Genomic DNA, 16892 nt, shown 5'->3' with positions numbered 1-16892 from the left:
TCATCTTTATTTAACGATTTTACTAGCTTTTTCATTTTATCTCTTTTTTGACACATTTGCCAAAGTGAGATGCACCCTACAAGCGCGTCTGCACGATGAGAGAGAAACCAGTTGGCAGCTAGTTTTCGACCGATCTTAATTGAGCCATTGACATCAGCATTAATTAGATATCCCTAGAGATTTATAAAAATTATATTTGTTTGTATTTCAATAGAAAGGACTATAAATTGCATAAAGTTTTATAATACTGGGAAATGGGTAATTTGGCCAGCAAATTATCTATCATTTTTAACGAAAAGAGGTTGGTTTTTATGCCGAAAGAGTTTGCGAAGTATCAGGGACTGGGAAATGATTTTATTCTGATTGACAACCGCCACTCGTCAGAACCGACGATTACACCAGAACAAGCTGTGGATTTGTGCGATCGACATTTCGGGATTGGCGCAGACGGTGTGATATTTGCTCTTCCGGGTCAAAACGACACTGACTATACGATGCGGATTTTTAACTCCGACGGTTCGGAACCGGAAATGTGCGGCAACGGGATTCGCTGTTTGGCTAAGTTTATCGCCGATTTGGAAGGGTCAGAGGCGAAAACTCAGTACCGCATCCACACTCTGGCTGGTGTGATTACCCCGGAATTGCGATCGGACGGCCAGGTGAAGGTGGATATGGGAGTGCCCCGGCTTCTGGCGGCGGAAATTCCGACAACTTTGGCTGCAGCGGATGCCAAAGTTATTGATGTGCCGATCGAAGTTGCTGATAAATCTTGGTCTGTTACCTGCGTCAGCATGGGCAATCCTCACTGCATTACTTTTGTAGAGGATGTTTCGGCTGTTGTTTTAGAAACTGTGGGGCCTCAATTCGAGCACAACAAAGCATTCCCGCAGCGTACCAATACGGAATTTATTCAAGTGATACGTTCAGACTACGTAAAAATGCGGGTGTGGGAAAGAGGCGCGGGTGTTACTCTAGCTTGTGGGACTGGTGCTTGTGCTGCTGTGGTAGCTGGAGTGTTGGTAGGGAAGTGCGATCGGGTAACTGCGGTTGAGCTCCCCGGTGGCGTTTTGGAAATCGAATGGGCAGAAGTTTCTGGGCGGATTTACATGACCGGGCCGGCACAGCGAGTATTTACTGGTTCTATGAGTGATTAGTCATTAGTCATTAGTTATTAGTCATCAGTCATTAGTCAGAAGGGATTTTTTGTTGAATTAACAAACAATAAAAATTATTGACTTCAAAATTTTTATTGAATTCTGACCAATGCCTTTTGCCTTCACAAATCATTGGCTGCGGACTGAAGACTGAAGACTAATAACTAAGCCTGAAATCTAAAATCTAAAATCTAAAATCTAAAATTAAGTAGGTGGGCTGGCATGGCGGGAGGTATTTATCTGATTCAGGATGACGACAGGCTGGTAGAAATGATGGAACAGCCCTACGACTCGGAAGACCAGTTACAAGATTTGCTAGTAACTTATCCTAATTTGATCGCGGGAGACCAAATCGATCGGGCGACGGCGCGGAGGTGGCTGTTAATTTCGCGGGAAGCTGCACCCAGCGATGAGGAAACAGCGGTGCAGTGGTCGCTGGATCATTTGTTTCTGGACCAAAATGCAGTTCCTACTTTGGTGGATGTCCGGCGAACTCCGAATGCCGAACTGCGGCAAAAAGTTTTGGGTCAGTCGATCGACTATGCTGCTAATGCGTTGTTTTACTGGCCGATCGATTCAATTATTTCTCTGTTTGAAGCTAATTGTCGCGATCGGGGTCGCGATCCTGAACAGATTTTTGAAGAGTTTCTCGGTGCAAATGCTAATGAAGACAGATTTTGGCAGAAGGTTAAAACTAATTTGCAAGCGGGTAAAGTTCGCTTAGTGTTTGTAGCTGACGAGATTTCCGCTGAAATGCGCCGAGTTGTGGAATTTCTCAACGAACAAATGGACCCGGTTGAAGTTTTGGCCCTAGAAATTAAGCAGTATGTAAGTGAAGACGGTTTGAAAACGCTGGTTCCCAGAGTGATCGGCCAGACAGCGGAAGCACAGCAGAAAAAATCCAGCGCAACGCGCGAAAGAAGGCGCTGGGATGAATCTTCATTTTTTGCGGAAATCAAAGCTAGACGAGGCGCGGACGAGGCGCAAATGGCAAAAGCAATTTACCTTTGGGCAAAAAGTCAAGAACCCGAAGTTCAGATCCAGTGGGGAACGGGGGATGCCTACGGCGGTTTCGTCGCTCAATTGCCTCAAAAGGGAAGAAAACCCTATCAGTTATTCACTGTAAATATTGCTGGTCGAATGGAGATTTCTGCTGATAATTACGGTTCCCAGCCGCCGTTTAATGCGGAACCGAATTGGCTGGAATTGAGAAGTAAACTGAGTTCGATCGGTCTGTCGCTACCTACAGAACCGGGCGAGAGAAGGTCGCCGAGTCTGCCTTTGTTTACTTTGCAAGACGAATCGGATCTCAAGCAAGTTATAGAAACTTTTGATTGGGTGATTGAGCAAATTCAAACGTTATAGTTATTTGTCATTTGTAGGGGGCGTCAGAGTAAGTTATAGATTGATGTAATAAGGGTTTGGGCTTCTGACGCACCCTAGGCTATGTGCTGGGTAGTATGTATATGCCCGGTTCCGTGTCTGGCCCAGGCAGAATTTCACGGCTGCTTTTAACACCTTTACTTTGGCACAGATTTGCAAACGATTCTAAACCCTCTAATCTGGCTGAAAGTTCACTCAACCCATCCAAATATTCAGCTACAGCAATTTGGCGATGTGTCCATGTTTGATCAAATTTAGCAGAACTATAGGACATTTCAAACTCTACATCAACATAATTTTTTTTGCCTCGGATTTGGTCAGGAGATAAAGTGCGATCGCTTGGTGATATTTCCGTAATTCGTTCTACTCGTTCTGAGGCAACATGGTTTTTAAACCGAGAATTAGTAAAGCGATAAGCAGTAGATAGATAAGTGTTTTCATCATTGATTAGTGCCTTAGCCCATCTTTCCGCGACTTGTTTAAATAGGGGGATTTGTAACGCCAGTAATTCTTTAGCTTCTTGATGTTTCCCTATTTCTAAGAGAAGATTGGCTTCTGTTGCTATGGCTACAGCCCAACCTTGAATAGAAACATCAGCATTAAGCATAATTTCAGCATCTAATTCTGGAGTAGCTTGCATCGCTTGATTACTGAGAAATAATCCCACACTGGAAGCTGTTTTAATGGCTGATCTCGGTGATTCATCAGGAAAAAGAGAGCGATCGTAAAGTTCAGCTTTTAAAGCTGCAATTTCTTTAATTAGCATGGCTTGATGAAGATGGGAAATAGCTTTAGCAAGGCTTTTTTGCTTTTGGCGGCTGTCTTCTACCAATAAATACAGATATGCCAATTGTCCCGAGATAATATCTAAGCCCTCGTCAACACTATTTAAGCGATTATCAATATGATTAAAACCTGCTATCAAGTTATTTTCAATCCGATTTAAGCCAGCTTCAACTCGGTTAAATCCTTCTTCCATTGACTGTTGAATGTGGCATAAATTTTCTTGTATTTGGTGCAGTTTATAGCCCATGTAGGCAAAGCCAGCAATACTAACACCAAGGTTTAAAACACTTGCGGCGGCAGTAATTTGAGTTAACCCCATCACTGAGGATAGAGTTTTTTCAATACCCATTAATTTATGATAGCTAAGCCCATGACCAATAACATCAACTCCTCCCAAGATGGGGGAAAAGGGAACAGTCATCAGTTTGCTAGTCAGTCCGGGAGTTTCGGCTAAATGGCGGAAAATTTGACCACCATTTGCAGTACCCGCAGCCCATCTAATAACGCTTCCGTGGCGTTGCATTGAACCATCGAGTAAACCCTTGATAATTTCGGGATTGTTAACTAACAGAGTGGTATCAATCAGCATTTTACTTTCTCCTGTTTAACGATTGTAAACTTCAATGTTTCCGTAGGCTTCCATTTGTAATCTAGGGGAGATTGTAAGATTAACTGATAAATCCGCTAATTTACGGAAAGCATCATATCTATCCAGTTGATCCACATTTGAAGTGAATCCTTCATCAGCTTGATCTAGCTTTATATAGACTAGATAAATATCATATTCTGATTCTGCTCCTTTAGGGACTGAATACTCGCTGATATTACTTTTTATTTTAGAGTATTCAGTTTCAGAGCCTAGCCATAAATATTTCGTGATTTCATAAAGAGATTCCCCATCCTTAACATCATCAATTCGTCCTTTTGCTTGGAGTGATTTAAGAAAATCGGCCTGTGAATGAGACACTACTAAAATTAAAAACTGATTAGTAATTCTTGGAATTGAAGGAGTTGGAATTGAAGGCGGCGTTTGAACTGTAGAAACAGTAGGAGGCAGAGGATTAGGATTATATTGTCTGGGTTCTTCTCCACGAGTTGTTTGTTGTTTTTGTTGATTGAGTATATATATCCAGTAACCAATTGCGGTAATAGCGAAAGCAATAAGTATAATAAATTCCATGTTTTCCCTCCTAATGTTCATTCGATTAAAAAGTGCGTTTATATATTGATAGAATCGATCTCGATTTGGTATAAGCCAATTTTCCTTTTCTATTGTGCCTTCTTGATAAATATAATTTGTTAAGTCTTTTATTTCAGGCTGACAATAACCTCTAAGAATAGAGTCAGCAATATCTTTATTTATCTCAAGCTCTTCGCACCAAATTCTAGTAGAGTGATACAAATATAACTCAACTGGATTACGACCTCTTAATTCATGTCTTATTCGTTCTCTTACTTCGTTTAACTTCTGAGAAAACATAATTGTTAATCCTTAAATAATAGATTGTTTAAAGAGGGAGCAAGAGGCTCCCTCAAATTATACAACAGCAGACTTAAGATTGACGACAATCTTCTTCTAAATTTTGACAAACCGCTGTTGCATGATCTTTTTGAAGTTCAAAATCAAGCCAGAACTGTTTTTCCTGCTCAAAATTTTCCTCAATGATAGTTAATTGTTGTTGCAAACCACGTTCAGCTAGATTGGTAATCTCATCAACGGATTCTTCAAAGATACTGCTAACAGCATCTAACCGTTTGAGAATCCACTTAAGCAAAATATCCCACAAACTTCCTTTCGCTTTTTCAATTCCACTTAACCATTGTTTGGCCATTAAGTCTGGAGAAGGAAGGAAAAGTTCCACATACTCGATATCTTCGTAAATATTCCGAGTTACAGCTTCTTGGTAATTACGGGTTACAGGTCGTGTTTTTGTTCTCGTTTTTGTGCTAGAGAAACAAGAACCATCTTGATAAGATTCTGTATAGTCTTGATATTCTGTTTTTGTGCGAGTTTCATACTCTGTTTTTTTGCCAACTACTTCTCTTTTTGTGGAGCGAGTTTGTTTTATAGGAGCGGAAAGTTCAAAAAACTTCTCAGGTAAAGTTGGCAAGTTTTGAGCTAACTTTTTGCGTAAGTTACTGATGGCTGCTTGTTCAAAATTAATCGAAGAGAAACTTTTCTCTGACAAACAAACTTTTAATCTCTTAACTTGCTCATTAACTAATGATTCTAATGCTTGTTCAAATTGCTGGGCTTTTCCTTGCAAGAAAAACTCCGCTCTTACGGATATAGCTTCTCTCATCCTGTGATATAGCAGGCGAACATAGCGTTCATCATGTTCAAGTTCTTTTTTCCCTTTATCATCATCAGCCCGTACACGCTTAACTAAGTTTTCTGACTCAGAAGAAAATGTACTGAGTCTACGACTAACATTATCATAGGCTTGAGAAATATCTTCAGCCAATGAAGGGAATATAACTTCCCGCAGCTTATCTCTTAGCTCAAAAGCTCCTTGATTATTTTTAAAAGCATCACGAACAGGAACAATTAGAACCTTGGTTAAGTCTCCTTCTACCTCAGCGACAGCATTAAGAATCAGAGAAAAACCATCAAACACTTTTTTTTCAGCCGCTTTTTTACTCTTAATCTGATCATTAGGCTCATTGCTTTTCAAGAGATTTATTATTTCCTTAATTTCGCCCTTAAATTGTTGGCCAATTTTCTTAAAATTTTTATGTAAATCTTGACGGGTTTTAGCAATTTTATATTTTTCTTGTTCAACCTGCTCTTGATTGTAAATTTTTCTGGTTTGAATCAGAATATCGAGAGATTTGGCCAAAGCATCGTAATTATCGAATATTTCCAACAAAGCAGGAAGTATTACCAATTCAGCAAATGATTCTTGAACCCGCACACGGAAACGATCCCAAAGTTCTCTACCTCCACTCCACTCTAAAGAATAGTGGAGAATTTGCCGCATGGTTTCATCATCAATAGTCTCATTGTCTTCTACCCGATCTTCAATATCGCGAAACCAATTCTTTAAATCGCGGTTCTCCTTAGTATTTAATTTAATAACTCCTGCACAGTCTTGAAACATAGCTTTAAGGAGTTTTAACCGTATCTCCTGACTCATCACTGACGGTTCGTTAAAAGCTCCTGAACCCCAAGCACACTGAGCATAATATAAAAGACGAGCATTAAAAGGCAGAACATCAGGAAGTTCTGGAAGCGATAAGACCTCTTTAATTTCTTCTCTTAACTTATCAATCCGCTCTGATAGAGGTAAATCATCGGTTCCTCGGTTATCGACCCGATTTAAGATAAAAATCATCGAATCTGTGCGACCTTGTAGATATTGGACAACTGTCTTTAATTCTTCTAATAAGCGTTTTCTGTGCTCATCATCTACCTGCATATAGTCCAAAGCCACTAAACTAAAAGCTTTATTAACTTGCTTTTGGATAGTGGCTAAGTTAGCCCGGTCTTGAACAGATTTCAATCCCGGTAAATCAATCAATTCAACTCCTATTCCGTTGGGTAAACCCAGTAAAGAAGCATCACAAGCAGGTAAAAGAGGAACATGAGCGGTTATTTGTGGCGCAACATACTCACGCTTTTTCCGCGCCGCGTGATAGGAGTGCATCACAGTGCGAATCCGCTGGTATACATCCTCATCACTTAAGCCTGCCCATTCACCAGCCTCCCAAGCAGCATCTTCCGTTTCGGCAATCATTAATCTCGGTTCTTGAGAATGTTTGATGGTTAATACACCCCCACTCATTTCTCCGGCTTCAATCGGTGCGATTTTTCGACCAATCAGCGCGTTAACAATCGTTGACTTTCCAGAGGAAGTTGTGCCCAGAGTAGCAATCCGAAAACTAGGATTTTCTAGGCGTTGGACGGCTTCTTGATAAACAGTTAAAAAATCCTGTAGGCAAGATTGAATCCCCGGATCAGCAAAAACATCCGGGGACGAGTTGACTAAGCTAGAGACTGAGTTGCCTAATTCTTGTAAAAGGTTGCGGGTGTTGTTTAACTTAGATTCAATTAGGGGCATAGCAAAAATGCTTTCTTAATGATCTTTGTTAAGTATAACTAAGGAGACACGGCATCGCACTTCGTACATCCACGGATGTTTTAAACCTTGCGACAAAATAAAGAGTCACTCTTAAATCAACTTGTAGAGTGCCTCGGAGATTGATTATTTCGATTTCAACAGGTTTTTCTTTCTGCTTCGGGGCACCCTACGCACTAAGCTGTCCCGCATCTTGCATTGTATTTTTCGGGCGGGCGGGACACCCCACAATAATTTCATCAAACTTGACTGTACAATTTGTATGCGCCTGAGCTTGTTAATCTCATTATTATGTTTAGGGGGTAATTCGTGTCACCATCAACATAATAATGAGTTGATGCAAAGTGAGCGGCCGATCGCCAATTACCAATAACCAATGACTATTGATAGCGAATGTTTGCTTGTTTCATGCGCCGCAGGGCTTCTCCCAGTCGATCGCAATCTGCAATTAAACTAACTCTCACATATCCTTCGCCGCCCGGCCCAAAAGCATTGCCAGGAGTCACCACAACACCCGTTTGCTGCAAAACATTGAGGGCAAAATCAGTCGAACTCATGCCCGGAGTGCAGGGAACCCAAAGATACATTGCAGCCAGAGGTTTGGGAATATTCCACCCTAATTCTGCCAATCCTTCCACCATGAAATCCCGGCGAGTCCTGTAACGATTCTGCACTTCGTGCAAGTAACTGTCCGGCAATTGCAGCGCTGTTTCTGCTGCTGCTTGCAATGCGGAAAATATACCGTAATCTAGGTTAGTTTTTAATGTCCGCAAACCTTGAATAATCTTGCTATTTCCTACTACAAAACCGACGCGCCAGCCGGCCATATTGTAGGTTTTGGACATAGTATGAAATTCGACGCCGATTTCTTTACCGCCGGGAATTTCTAATAAACTTGTCGGTTGATACCCGTCAAAGGCTAATTCCGCATAACACAAATCGTGAACCAGCAAGATTTGATGTTTGTGTGCGAAAGCAACAATATCTTTGTAAAATTCGCGGGGTGCAGTTGCTCCAGTCGGATTGCTGGGATAATTAAAGTAGAGTATTTTGGCTTGTTCGGCTACGCTGTCGGGAATGTCGGCTAAGTCAATTACCCAGTTGTTTTCTGGTTTGAGGATGATGTTGTGAACTTTTGCACCGGCGATAATCGGGCCGCGAAATAATACGGGATAAGCGGGACTCGGTACTAATACTAAGTCGCCGGGATTGATGTAGGCGATCGCAAAATGTGCTAAACCTTCTTTAGAACCCAACAGAGGCAATGCTTCGCTTTCTGGATCGAGTTCAACGTTGTAGCGGCGGCTGTACCATTTAGTAATAGTACGGCGGAAACTGGCAGTTCCTTCAAAGGGTGGATAGCCGTGATTTGCAGGATTTTGGAGGGCTGCGACGGCGGCTTCTACTACTGGTTGAGGAGTCGCACCGTCGGGGTTTCCCATTCCTAAGTCTATTAAATCGAGTCCTTGTTCGCGGGCGCGGGCTTTGAGTTCGTCGAGACGGGCAAATACGTAGGGCGGTAGTTTTTGCAACCTGTCAGCAGGGGTAATCCAATCCAAGGTCATTTATTTTTTGTCAGTTGTCAGTTTTCCTGGTTTGTAGTAAGGACTTTCGTCCTTGCTAGCACAGCCTTTTCAGGACTAAAGTCCTTTCTACAAACTGTTTTAATTCTTAATCTTTAATTCTCCCACAGGTGCGGTGGTAGAAACCATCGCTGCCATTAATTGTTGGGGAACGACTTTAAAAGGCAGTCGGTGGATGTCGGAATTGGGATTGCAGGCTATGTCGGCGGCGCGCTGCAATTCTGCTATGGTAATGTCTCCGAGTCCCAGACTATCTAAAGTTTGGGGTAATCCAATCTCGGCGTAGAATTTTAGCAGTTGCTGTCTGGCGCTAGCGGCGAGTTGATTGTTTTGCAGCATTTCTTCTAGTCGCAGTTGTACTAAAATGCCGTATGCGACTTTTTCGCCGTGCAATGTGCCGTGACTTGCTAATAGATGAGTTAGGCCGTTGTGGACGGCGTGGGCGGCGACGGTGCGGCATTGGGCACCGCCAATTCCGCCGATTACTCCTGCTAGCAATACGGCCGCATCTGTGACTTCTTGCCAGGTTTCGCTACCGGGTTCTTTGAGGGCGGCGGCTGATTTTTGGAATAAAATATCGCGCAGTATTCTAGCTTGTTGGACGGCGGAAATTATCAGGGTTTGTTCGGAGTGTCCGCTGCTGACTGATGCTTCGTACCATTTGGCGATCGCATCTCCAATTCCTGCTACTAATGTCCGCTGCGGTGCGGTTTGAATTAAGCCGTAGTCGAGTATTAATAAGTCGGGACATCTGGCTAATGTGACATCGTATTGGAATGCACCTTGTTCTGAATAAATGTTAGATAGGGCTGTCCAAGCGGCACAGGTGGCTGCTGATGTGGGTATGGTGACGATCGGGATTTTGCACTGATGGGCGACGAGTTTGGCTGCGTCTAAGGCTTTGCCGCCGCCGACACCGATGATGAAGTCGGCTTGATGGGTTTGGGCTGCTTCGCGGAGGGTTTCGAGGCTGGTTTCGCTGCAATCCTTGCCGTAGGCTGTTTCGGCGGATTTTAACTGCTGCTGTTCGAGGATTGGTTGCAGGTAGGGTTGGGCGGCGGCGAGGGAGTTGCTGCCGCCGACGATTAGCGGCCGCTTTCCGAAACGGGCGATCGCATCTCCGGCTTGTGCGATCGCCGATCGACCCCGCAATACACAGGCGGGAGCAATTGTCAAGGAATAAATTGCTGGTGCGGTGGCGGTTTTAGTGCTTTGGGTTTGAGTCATCGAACCACTGGATAAGTGACGAGAAGGTTGACGCTTTGCAGGATTGCTGGATTTTCTAGGATAACTCTAACCCATGTTGGGCGATCGGGTAAGTTTTGTAAAGTTTTTATTAAGTATTGTGCGGGCTTGGGGCATGGGAGGGGGGAGTTGAGGGCGATCGCTATGATAAATTTAGGAATATAAGCAATTTCAAGGATAGGGCAATGCTGACTAAACAAGATTGGGACTGGTTAGCAGTGTGTTCTCATTATCAAACGGCTGTCACAGTCCAGACACTTCTCAAAGAAGGAAAATCTATGGAAGCAACGGCAGGTTTAGAATCTTTAATTGAAGCAATGGGAAGAACCGAAAAACGAGCATTAAAAAGCCAGTTAATTCGTTTAATGCTTCATATTATTAAATGGAAAAATCAACCTGAAAAACGAACTGCTAGCTGGGCTATTAGTATTCGTTCGGCGCGGCGAGAGATTGAAGAAAGTCAAGAAGAAATGCCTAGTTTAAATCGTGATTTTATTGAGTCTATCTGGGAGAAATGTTTTAAAGTTGCGGTGAAAGATGCCCAGGATGAAATGGGTAAAAAATGTCAATTAACCTCACTTGCGTGGTCAGAAGTTTTTGAAGATGAATATAATTTGTCGGATGGCGCTTTAGAAGATGGAAATTTTGAGTAATATTACATTCGGCTTAAATACCCTCTATATCTTAGTCTGCTATCTTTTAGTCTGCGGGTGTCGAGTTGGTTTGTGCAAGATCGGTCTCAACCGCCAATTCCCTTAACTTTAGTTTTAATCGTTGGAGGTGGGCTGCTTTTTCCGACCAAACAAACCAGACATACTTAAACCAGTCACTAACAAGCCTATCATTCCCAAGCCGTTCAAAATCGGGTAAATTGCTTGCAGGTGAAAGATTTCACCTGTATGAATTTTCAACAAAAATCTAGATGAAATTTCTATACCCAGCGGCCACTCTCGGAGAATGGTTATGACCATTCCAGTCAAAACAGTCAGCGCGATCGGCAAAGCAACAATAAGGCCTAGAATGCGGTGGTACTTGCGAAATGCTCTCTTCATAGTGGTTGAAAATTTTGGAATACTGAGGTTATATAAGGAGCGAGCGTTGAGTGCTTGTTTCTGAGTAATTGTGATCGCAGAACTCTCACATGACTTACGCCCTCCGACGCACAGAAACCGGATATTTTAACTTTTATTCAAAGTTTGAACCAATTACGGGGGTTAAAAAAGTCGGTTTCGGCGTCTGAGACTTTAGAATCAAGCACTCACCACTGAAATTTAGGACTTAGGAATGCTACCGATCGTCTTTTCAAGCGACTGCAATTGAGTCAGCACTTGGTCTTTACTTGGCTGAGACTTTTTGAGTTCATCCGTCACTTTTTCGGCGGTTTCTTCAACTGCATCGTAGCTTTTGGGAGCTTTAGCTTTGATGCCGTCTTCAACCTTCTTCCAGGAATTCTCGAATGTGCCAAATTCCGTTTTGGCTTTGGCAAAGTTTCCAGCCTGAACTGCTGCTTTGGTACTGGAAACCACACCACTCAATTCTGCATAGTTTCCCTGGGATGCTGGTTTTTCAGTTTTAACAGCAGTAGCAGCAGGAACCGGGGCGGCAGGTGAAGTTTGCGGAGTGGAAGCTTCTTTAGCGCTGTCGCAACCAGCCAAAGCTAGAAGGCTGATGGCGCTAAGGACAAGGATTTGATTAAAACGAGCCATAAACAATCCTCACATAGATCGATACTAGAATCTATTGTGTCACAAAGAAATCTGATCGGTGGGAATAAATCAACATCCTGCGGGATAGTAAATTTTGAGGCGGGAAGTCGGCTGATAGTTGGGTAAGTTTGGTAGGTTTGGGTTGAGGGAGGAAACGCCACTAGATGATGGTTTGCCACTGTTGACCTAAATCCAGTGCAACCCAACCTACTGACTACCCTCTTGTGTGTTTTATGTTCAGAAAGCTAATTCGGGCGATCGACATTCCTGATTTTATGGACGATAATCAACACAGATAATTAAGCCTATTACTAATTCTTGCACAACCGTTTCAGAAACTTTGCCGATACACCTGACAAATCGCTCAGTAGTTACACTCCGAACTTGCAAAACATTGCCTGCTGAGTCTGCGTCTAAACAGTTTTCTTCAGTTCGCTGAATGAGAATCATGAAAGGGCGATTTTGAAATTTAGGTTGCCATGTAGCGACAGGAATTATAATCCGCATGGGGATAGAACTAAACATTTCCGAACTAATCACAACCGCAGGACGTGTTTTCTGAATTTCTTGCCCTCGCGTGGGATCGAGTTGTACCAGCCAAATCTCTCCTCGTTGTGGGTTAGCAGTCATACTCAGTCTCCCAGTCTTCGCCATCGAGTACCGAAAACTCGGTTAATTCAGGATATGTCAAAAAATCTTCGGCAGTAGCAGCCATATACGGTGCTAGTATTTTATGGCGTTCTGCTATTGGCAGGCTAGCAATTTCTCTAAGTGATAGCTTGAGAGTAGGTGCGGTTGTTGACGAACTGTTAGACTCAGAACTTTCGCTGGGTAACTGCTTTTTTTGTTCCGCTTTTTGCACGAGGAATTGTGCAAAGTCGAGCACTTCTTGTTGTTTCTCCCTTGGCAACTGTCGCAGATTCTCTAACAGTGCTTGCTCAAAATTAATTGTTTCTGACATTTTAATTACCTTCCTTAAGTGTTTCTCGGTTTATTTCTGGCGATGGGTGAGAGCACTTCCGAGATGTAGGGAGCGATAGCGAGGATTGCTTTTGCGAGCATAATTGTGGGTGAGGATGCGGTTATTAATAGTGTAGCAGGATGTTGGGAGGTATAATTCCGATGGTTGCCAGATATTCTGCACTTGTTGCTTTTTAGATTTAATTTCATCATTGATACTCCTGGACGCAGAAACCGGGTTTTTTACGGAAATACTGCATTTGACACTTGAATACTCGTGAAAAACCCGGTTTCTTTGGTATTGATGCGTCCCGGACTAATTAAACTACCTCTAAACGTGCGATAATCTAAAATCTAAAATCTAATGACTGAATAACCAACCGCAATCTATCGCACCGAAAGCGACTAGATGGGAGACAAACAAATCCCATCTAATGTCTATTATGGCATCCAAACTCTAAGAGCTATCGAAAATTTCCAGATCAGCGGTATTAAGCCTTTATCAACATACGTTGATGCTTGTGTTTTAATTAAGAAAGCTAGGGCGATCGCGAGTATTCACCCAATTGTAGACTTCCAATTCGATCGTTTTAATGATTTATGTTACATAGTGCTGAAAGGACAGATGCTTTGTTTCAGCATAACAATTGTCGATCGAAGGGCTTGACAGTGTTTGATAGGTTCTTTGTCGATCGCTGTTGTCAGAGAAGGAGCTAGTCACGATATGCTCTGCTTTTATACCCGCAACAGGAGATTCCGACGGGAGTAAGAAGAAATTGACATACATGAGCAATTTGCGGTATTTTATAGCTATATAGCGAAAAGAGCTAAGCCTGCACAGCATTAGCTGCTGCGGTTGAGCTAGACTGTTATGCAACTCAAAGGAGTTTGTGATGTCAATGAAAGTGTTTTTTCACACTAGAAGCCCGCAGGAACGGGGTTGGTCTAACAACGAAAAACGAGAGTTTGCCCGCATTCCCATTGTGTGGGAGTACGTCACAACTGCGATCAACAGTCCTTGGTTTTGTGTTCAGCTAGTGGTTCACACGCCTTTTGATTGTGAATTTGACGCGGAGGTGTACGCAGTTGCTGTGGATCACAACGAAGTTCTAGAGATTACTCAGGCAAATTAAGCGATGACTAAGAAAGTCTCAATTGATTACAATGATATAGCTGCAATTGCCTTTAAATCTGTCCTTCCTCATGGTTGGAGAAGCCTTATCCCTGGTTATGACATATGGAAACTATTGATTGAACCACTAGCTCAGAAGGTTATTGATGCTGCTACTTTAACTCAGGGGAATGATTTTGAAAATATCAAGGAAATAATTAGATCTGGCAAAGAAAACGGGGTTGATGAGTTAGAGATAAAAATTGCCAAAGAAGCAGGTATAAATATTGGTACTAACCTAAATGAAATAGGTATTCCTTGTAATGTGAATTTTAGAGTTGGCTCACAAGGGGAGACTGTTATTAAGATAAAGTACAAGTAGAGAGATACAAGTACGAGCATTGCTGAAACTGTAAGTTGTGTGATTTTATATTAGTAATTAATATATGAGACGCAAAAGAGAAGTTGTAGAAGCACTATTAGAAAGTCTTTCTATCCTAGAAAGATCGCGCGCAGTTAAACTAAATCGTTAGACCGCGCAAGTGATAACTAATCAATAATAGAGATGATTTTTCTATATGACACCACAATCACTTGAACAACTTGTGCAGAAAATTCACGAACTTCAGACACTTATGGTGACAGTTGCAACAGGTGAAGCACGTATTCAGGAAAAAGATGATGAGTATAAGCAGCTATATATGGAAGTGAATTTGAAGCTGGAATCTCTACAAAATGAAGGCTTAAACGTTGACAATCCAAATTCTTTTAGATCCCTGTGGGATTGGCATAGTTTCTGGTCCGATGATTTGCGTAGTTATGGTGTACCTCATCAGTTGGTTCGGGAACTTTACGAAAATGTTCTAACACCATTTGAAAATACTCTCTACAAGCATCGCGCAAATTCGATGTCGAGTGAAGAACTAATTGACGACTTGCAGCGCAGGTTAGGTCAGATGATACCTGAACCCCAGACTAGCTTCAAATTCACAATCAATTCTCTGCACCCAAAAATTATTCAGCGATGCCAGCAACAGTTTGAATTGAGACAGTATGATGATGCAATATTCAATGCGATGAAAACTGTCGAAGAAGAAATTCGAGCTCGTGCATCAGCAGCACCAACTGATGTAGGAGTTGCTCTGGTTTCAAAGGTTATGAATCCTAATCAACAACCAAAGCTCATTTTTAGTTCAGTAAATGCAGAACAGGAGGCAGCACACTCTATGTACCGAGGCGCAATCGGTAGTTTTAAGAATCCACTCAGCCATCGTTTCTTGGATACCTCTGATCCAATAAAAACTTTTGAGATTCTAGGTTTTGCAAGTTTATTAATGCGTATGCTAGATGATGCAACAACTGTAACACCATCTAGCTCAAATGGTGTCTAACAACGCCCATGCAAACCGACCGCAGAGATTTGATCGGTTATGATGCAGACGTTACGACGTTACTAGCGTCCAGTGAGTGCGAACGTTACATTTTTTACCGACAGGTAAAACTCGATCGCTCGCCCCTTTCCCATATCCTAGAAAAACACAGGCACGGCCAAGGCTCAAATCAGCTCGGGCTCGATCGCCTTCTCTGTGCGATCGCGCAGGAAACCATCCCTAGTTGATAATGGTTGTAACAGAATTTGTGGGATTATGATTTCTGTGCAATCAGCCTTCTTGCCTTCATGCCAACGAATGATTCTGACCTACAAATCCAAGCGCGAAGAATTCTAGACGCGATTGCTTTCATTCCTTTTGAGCAATGTCAACCCTTGACCCGTGGGTTTGAGAGTATTCCTGCGCGTCCTGGCATTTATGCAATCAGACACAGAACTGATGGATTGCTCTACATCGGTAAAACCAAGAGCTTACGAGGTCGCTTCAGTGGTGGGCACAAAGCTTTTTTGTGGGCATGGCTCGATAAATATAGCGATGAAGACATACGGATTGCAGTACAGGCAATTTCTCACTGGCAGAACCCTGCGTTACTATTGGAGCTAGAAGCCATCATTCTAAGAGCTGCTGAACCCCCTTACAACGTCCAAATTCCAACTGAGATGTAAAGCCATGCAAGCCAAACTTCAAGAGCAACTTTCCCTCGCTGATGCCGAAGTTATTTTAGGACGTTTTCCTGAACGAATTCGTGCTGCCCTAATTGCTCGTGCTGCTGAAATTGAATACCCAATCGAAGCAGTCATTGAGATGGCGATCGCTAGTTTCCTTGACACAGAGGCATTAGGTTTTGCAGATTGCAAACCAGGACGCGGACAATAACAGCGTCAAGTGGCGATCGCCGCAGTCTAACAACCCGGCTGGAGCGGACTATCGAAAGATATTGGTGGTGATGCAAAAGTTATTTCTAGCCACTCAACCGGAACCTTGCTTTTGGCTGCAACAATGCTTCTAAATTATCTGCCAGTGTTTAAGATTAAGCTATTCACCTCTAATTGCTGGAGTTCAGTCTATGAGAAAGCCACAAACTGTTAAAGCTTTGGAAGACCTAGGACGGGTTCAACTCTCTAAGAGTTTTTTCATGCGTGAGTTTCTTTATTCAGAAATCTCTCAAATTGAAGGTATCCCTAACATTCCTAGCGATCCTGACTTGGCGATCGCAGCAGGAAAGAATTTGTGTGAGAGGGTGCTTGAACCAATTCAAGATGCGCTTGGTCGGATTAGTATCCGCTCAGCCTATCGTTCTTGTGCGGTGAACGCCAAAGGAGCAGAGAATAAAAATCAGTACAACTGTGCCAGTAATGAGGCCAACTATGCAGAACATATCTGGGACGTAAAAGATTCAGAGGGGTATATGGGAGCAACCAGGGCTATTTCATTCTAAATAATTCCTTGAGTGTGTTAAGACCAAAGCCAGCAAGTCGTTGAGCTTGAGCCATA

The 16892-nt window shown here is 42.7% G+C and carries 20 protein-coding genes; 11 read left to right on the top strand and 9 right to left on the bottom strand.

All coding sequences use genetic code 11. From position 1 onward, the window contains the following. The first annotated feature begins 311 nt into the window (after positions 1–311). Positions 312–1154: a diaminopimelate epimerase gene (gene dapF, locus QUA33_RS25490; RefSeq protein WP_333152238.1), complete on the top strand. Its 843-nt coding sequence runs from the start codon at positions 312–314 to the stop codon at positions 1152–1154. Positions 1155–1376: 222 nt separating this feature from the next. Beyond that, the gene (locus QUA33_RS25485; RefSeq protein ID WP_333152235.1) at positions 1377–2519 is read left to right on the top strand and encodes a hypothetical protein; all 1143 of its coding nucleotides are present in this window, start codon (positions 1377–1379) and stop codon (positions 2517–2519) included. Between the two features lie 79 nt (positions 2520–2598). On the opposite strand, the gene QUA33_RS25480 is transcribed toward QUA33_RS25485, so the two are convergent. The 5 genes from QUA33_RS25480 to QUA33_RS25460 form a co-directional block, all read right to left on the bottom strand. Then, the gene (locus tag QUA33_RS25480) at positions 2599–3912 is read right to left on the bottom strand and encodes a hypothetical protein (RefSeq protein ID WP_333152233.1); all 1314 of its coding nucleotides are present in this window, start codon (positions 3910–3912) and stop codon (positions 2599–2601) included. Between the two features lie 15 nt (positions 3913–3927). Beyond that, positions 3928–4803: a hypothetical protein gene (locus QUA33_RS25475; RefSeq protein WP_333152231.1), complete on the bottom strand. Its 876-nt coding sequence runs from the start codon at positions 4801–4803 to the stop codon at positions 3928–3930. A 73-nt stretch (positions 4804–4876) separates the two neighbouring features. After that, positions 4877–7384 carry a dynamin family protein gene (locus QUA33_RS25470; RefSeq protein WP_333152229.1) on the bottom strand — a complete coding sequence of 836 codons (2508 nt, stop codon included), beginning with the start codon at positions 7382–7384 and terminating at the stop codon, positions 4877–4879. A gap of 398 nt (positions 7385–7782) precedes the next feature. Then, positions 7783–8967, bottom strand: a complete 1185-nt coding sequence (locus QUA33_RS25465) for an aspartate aminotransferase (RefSeq protein WP_333152227.1) — start codon at positions 8965–8967, stop codon at positions 7783–7785. 99 nt (positions 8968–9066) lie between these two features. After that, complete coding sequence (locus QUA33_RS25460; RefSeq protein WP_333152225.1) at positions 9067–10212, bottom strand: iron-containing alcohol dehydrogenase family protein; 1146 nt, start codon at positions 10210–10212, stop codon at positions 9067–9069. A 203-nt stretch (positions 10213–10415) separates the two neighbouring features. Here QUA33_RS25460 and QUA33_RS25455 point away from each other — a divergent pair, with 203 nt between their 5' ends. Further along, on the top strand, positions 10416–10883 hold the full coding sequence (locus QUA33_RS25455) for a DUF29 domain-containing protein (protein ID WP_333152223.1): 468 nt from the start codon (positions 10416–10418) through the stop codon (positions 10881–10883). A gap of 114 nt (positions 10884–10997) precedes the next feature. Here the strand turns inward: QUA33_RS25455 and QUA33_RS25450 are convergent, their stop codons facing one another. The 4 genes from QUA33_RS25450 to QUA33_RS25435 all read right to left on the bottom strand — a co-directional run bounded on the left by QUA33_RS25450 (position 10998) and on the right by QUA33_RS25435 (position 12897). Next, positions 10998–11282, bottom strand: coding sequence for a peptidase (locus tag QUA33_RS25450; protein ID WP_333152221.1), 285 nt, complete (start codon positions 11280–11282; stop codon positions 10998–11000). Positions 11283–11501: 219 nt separating this feature from the next. After that, positions 11502–11936 (bottom strand): hypothetical protein, encoded by a 435-nt coding sequence (locus QUA33_RS25445; RefSeq protein ID WP_333152219.1) that lies wholly within the window; start codon positions 11934–11936, stop codon positions 11502–11504. Positions 11937–12209: 273 nt separating this feature from the next. After that, entirely contained in the window at positions 12210–12566 is a 357-nt protein-coding gene (locus tag QUA33_RS25440; RefSeq protein WP_333152217.1) for a type II toxin-antitoxin system PemK/MazF family toxin, read from the bottom strand. Continuing rightward, a complete protein-coding gene (locus QUA33_RS25435) occupies positions 12556–12897 on the bottom strand; it encodes a DUF2281 domain-containing protein (RefSeq protein ID WP_333152215.1) in 342 nt (113 codons plus the stop codon). Before QUA33_RS25435 ends, QUA33_RS25440 begins: the two co-directional genes overlap by 11 nt. Before the next feature lie 408 nt (positions 12898–13305). On the opposite strand from QUA33_RS25435, the gene QUA33_RS28355 reads away from it, so the two are divergent. The 8 genes from QUA33_RS28355 (at position 13306) to QUA33_RS25395 (ending at position 16836) form a co-directional block, all read left to right on the top strand. After that, a complete protein-coding gene (locus QUA33_RS28355; RefSeq protein ID WP_445243285.1) occupies positions 13306–13563 on the top strand; it encodes a hypothetical protein in 258 nt (85 codons plus the stop codon). Between the two features lie 232 nt (positions 13564–13795). Continuing rightward, positions 13796–14029, top strand: a complete 234-nt coding sequence (locus QUA33_RS25425) for a hypothetical protein (protein WP_333152213.1) — start codon at positions 13796–13798, stop codon at positions 14027–14029. A 3-nt stretch (positions 14030–14032) separates the two neighbouring features. Further along, on the top strand, positions 14033–14389 hold the full coding sequence (locus QUA33_RS25420) for a hypothetical protein (protein ID WP_333152211.1): 357 nt from the start codon (positions 14033–14035) through the stop codon (positions 14387–14389). Between the two features lie 196 nt (positions 14390–14585). Continuing rightward, on the top strand, positions 14586–15398 hold the full coding sequence (locus QUA33_RS25415; RefSeq protein ID WP_333152209.1) for a TIGR02391 family protein: 813 nt from the start codon (positions 14586–14588) through the stop codon (positions 15396–15398). Between the two features lie 8 nt (positions 15399–15406). Beyond that, a complete protein-coding gene (locus QUA33_RS25410) occupies positions 15407–15625 on the top strand; it encodes a hypothetical protein (RefSeq protein WP_333152207.1) in 219 nt (72 codons plus the stop codon). An 18-nt stretch (positions 15626–15643) separates the two neighbouring features. Next, complete coding sequence (locus tag QUA33_RS25405; RefSeq protein ID WP_333152205.1) at positions 15644–16063, top strand: GIY-YIG nuclease family protein; 420 nt, start codon at positions 15644–15646, stop codon at positions 16061–16063. Between the two features lie 4 nt (positions 16064–16067). After that, positions 16068–16274: a hypothetical protein gene (locus QUA33_RS25400; RefSeq protein WP_006631417.1), complete on the top strand. Its 207-nt coding sequence runs from the start codon at positions 16068–16070 to the stop codon at positions 16272–16274. A 190-nt stretch (positions 16275–16464) separates the two neighbouring features. Beyond that, positions 16465–16836 (top strand): hypothetical protein, encoded by a 372-nt coding sequence (locus tag QUA33_RS25395; RefSeq protein WP_333152201.1) that lies wholly within the window; start codon positions 16465–16467, stop codon positions 16834–16836. Positions 16837–16892: the final 56 nt, after the last annotated feature.

The sequence above is a fragment of the Microcoleus sp. Pol14D4 genome (genome assembly GCF_036701245.1).
Lineage (GTDB): Bacteria > Cyanobacteriota > Cyanobacteriia > Cyanobacteriales > Microcoleaceae > Microcoleus.
The sequence above is the reverse complement of the archived record's forward strand: the minus strand, read 5'-3'. Positions and strand labels throughout refer to the sequence as shown.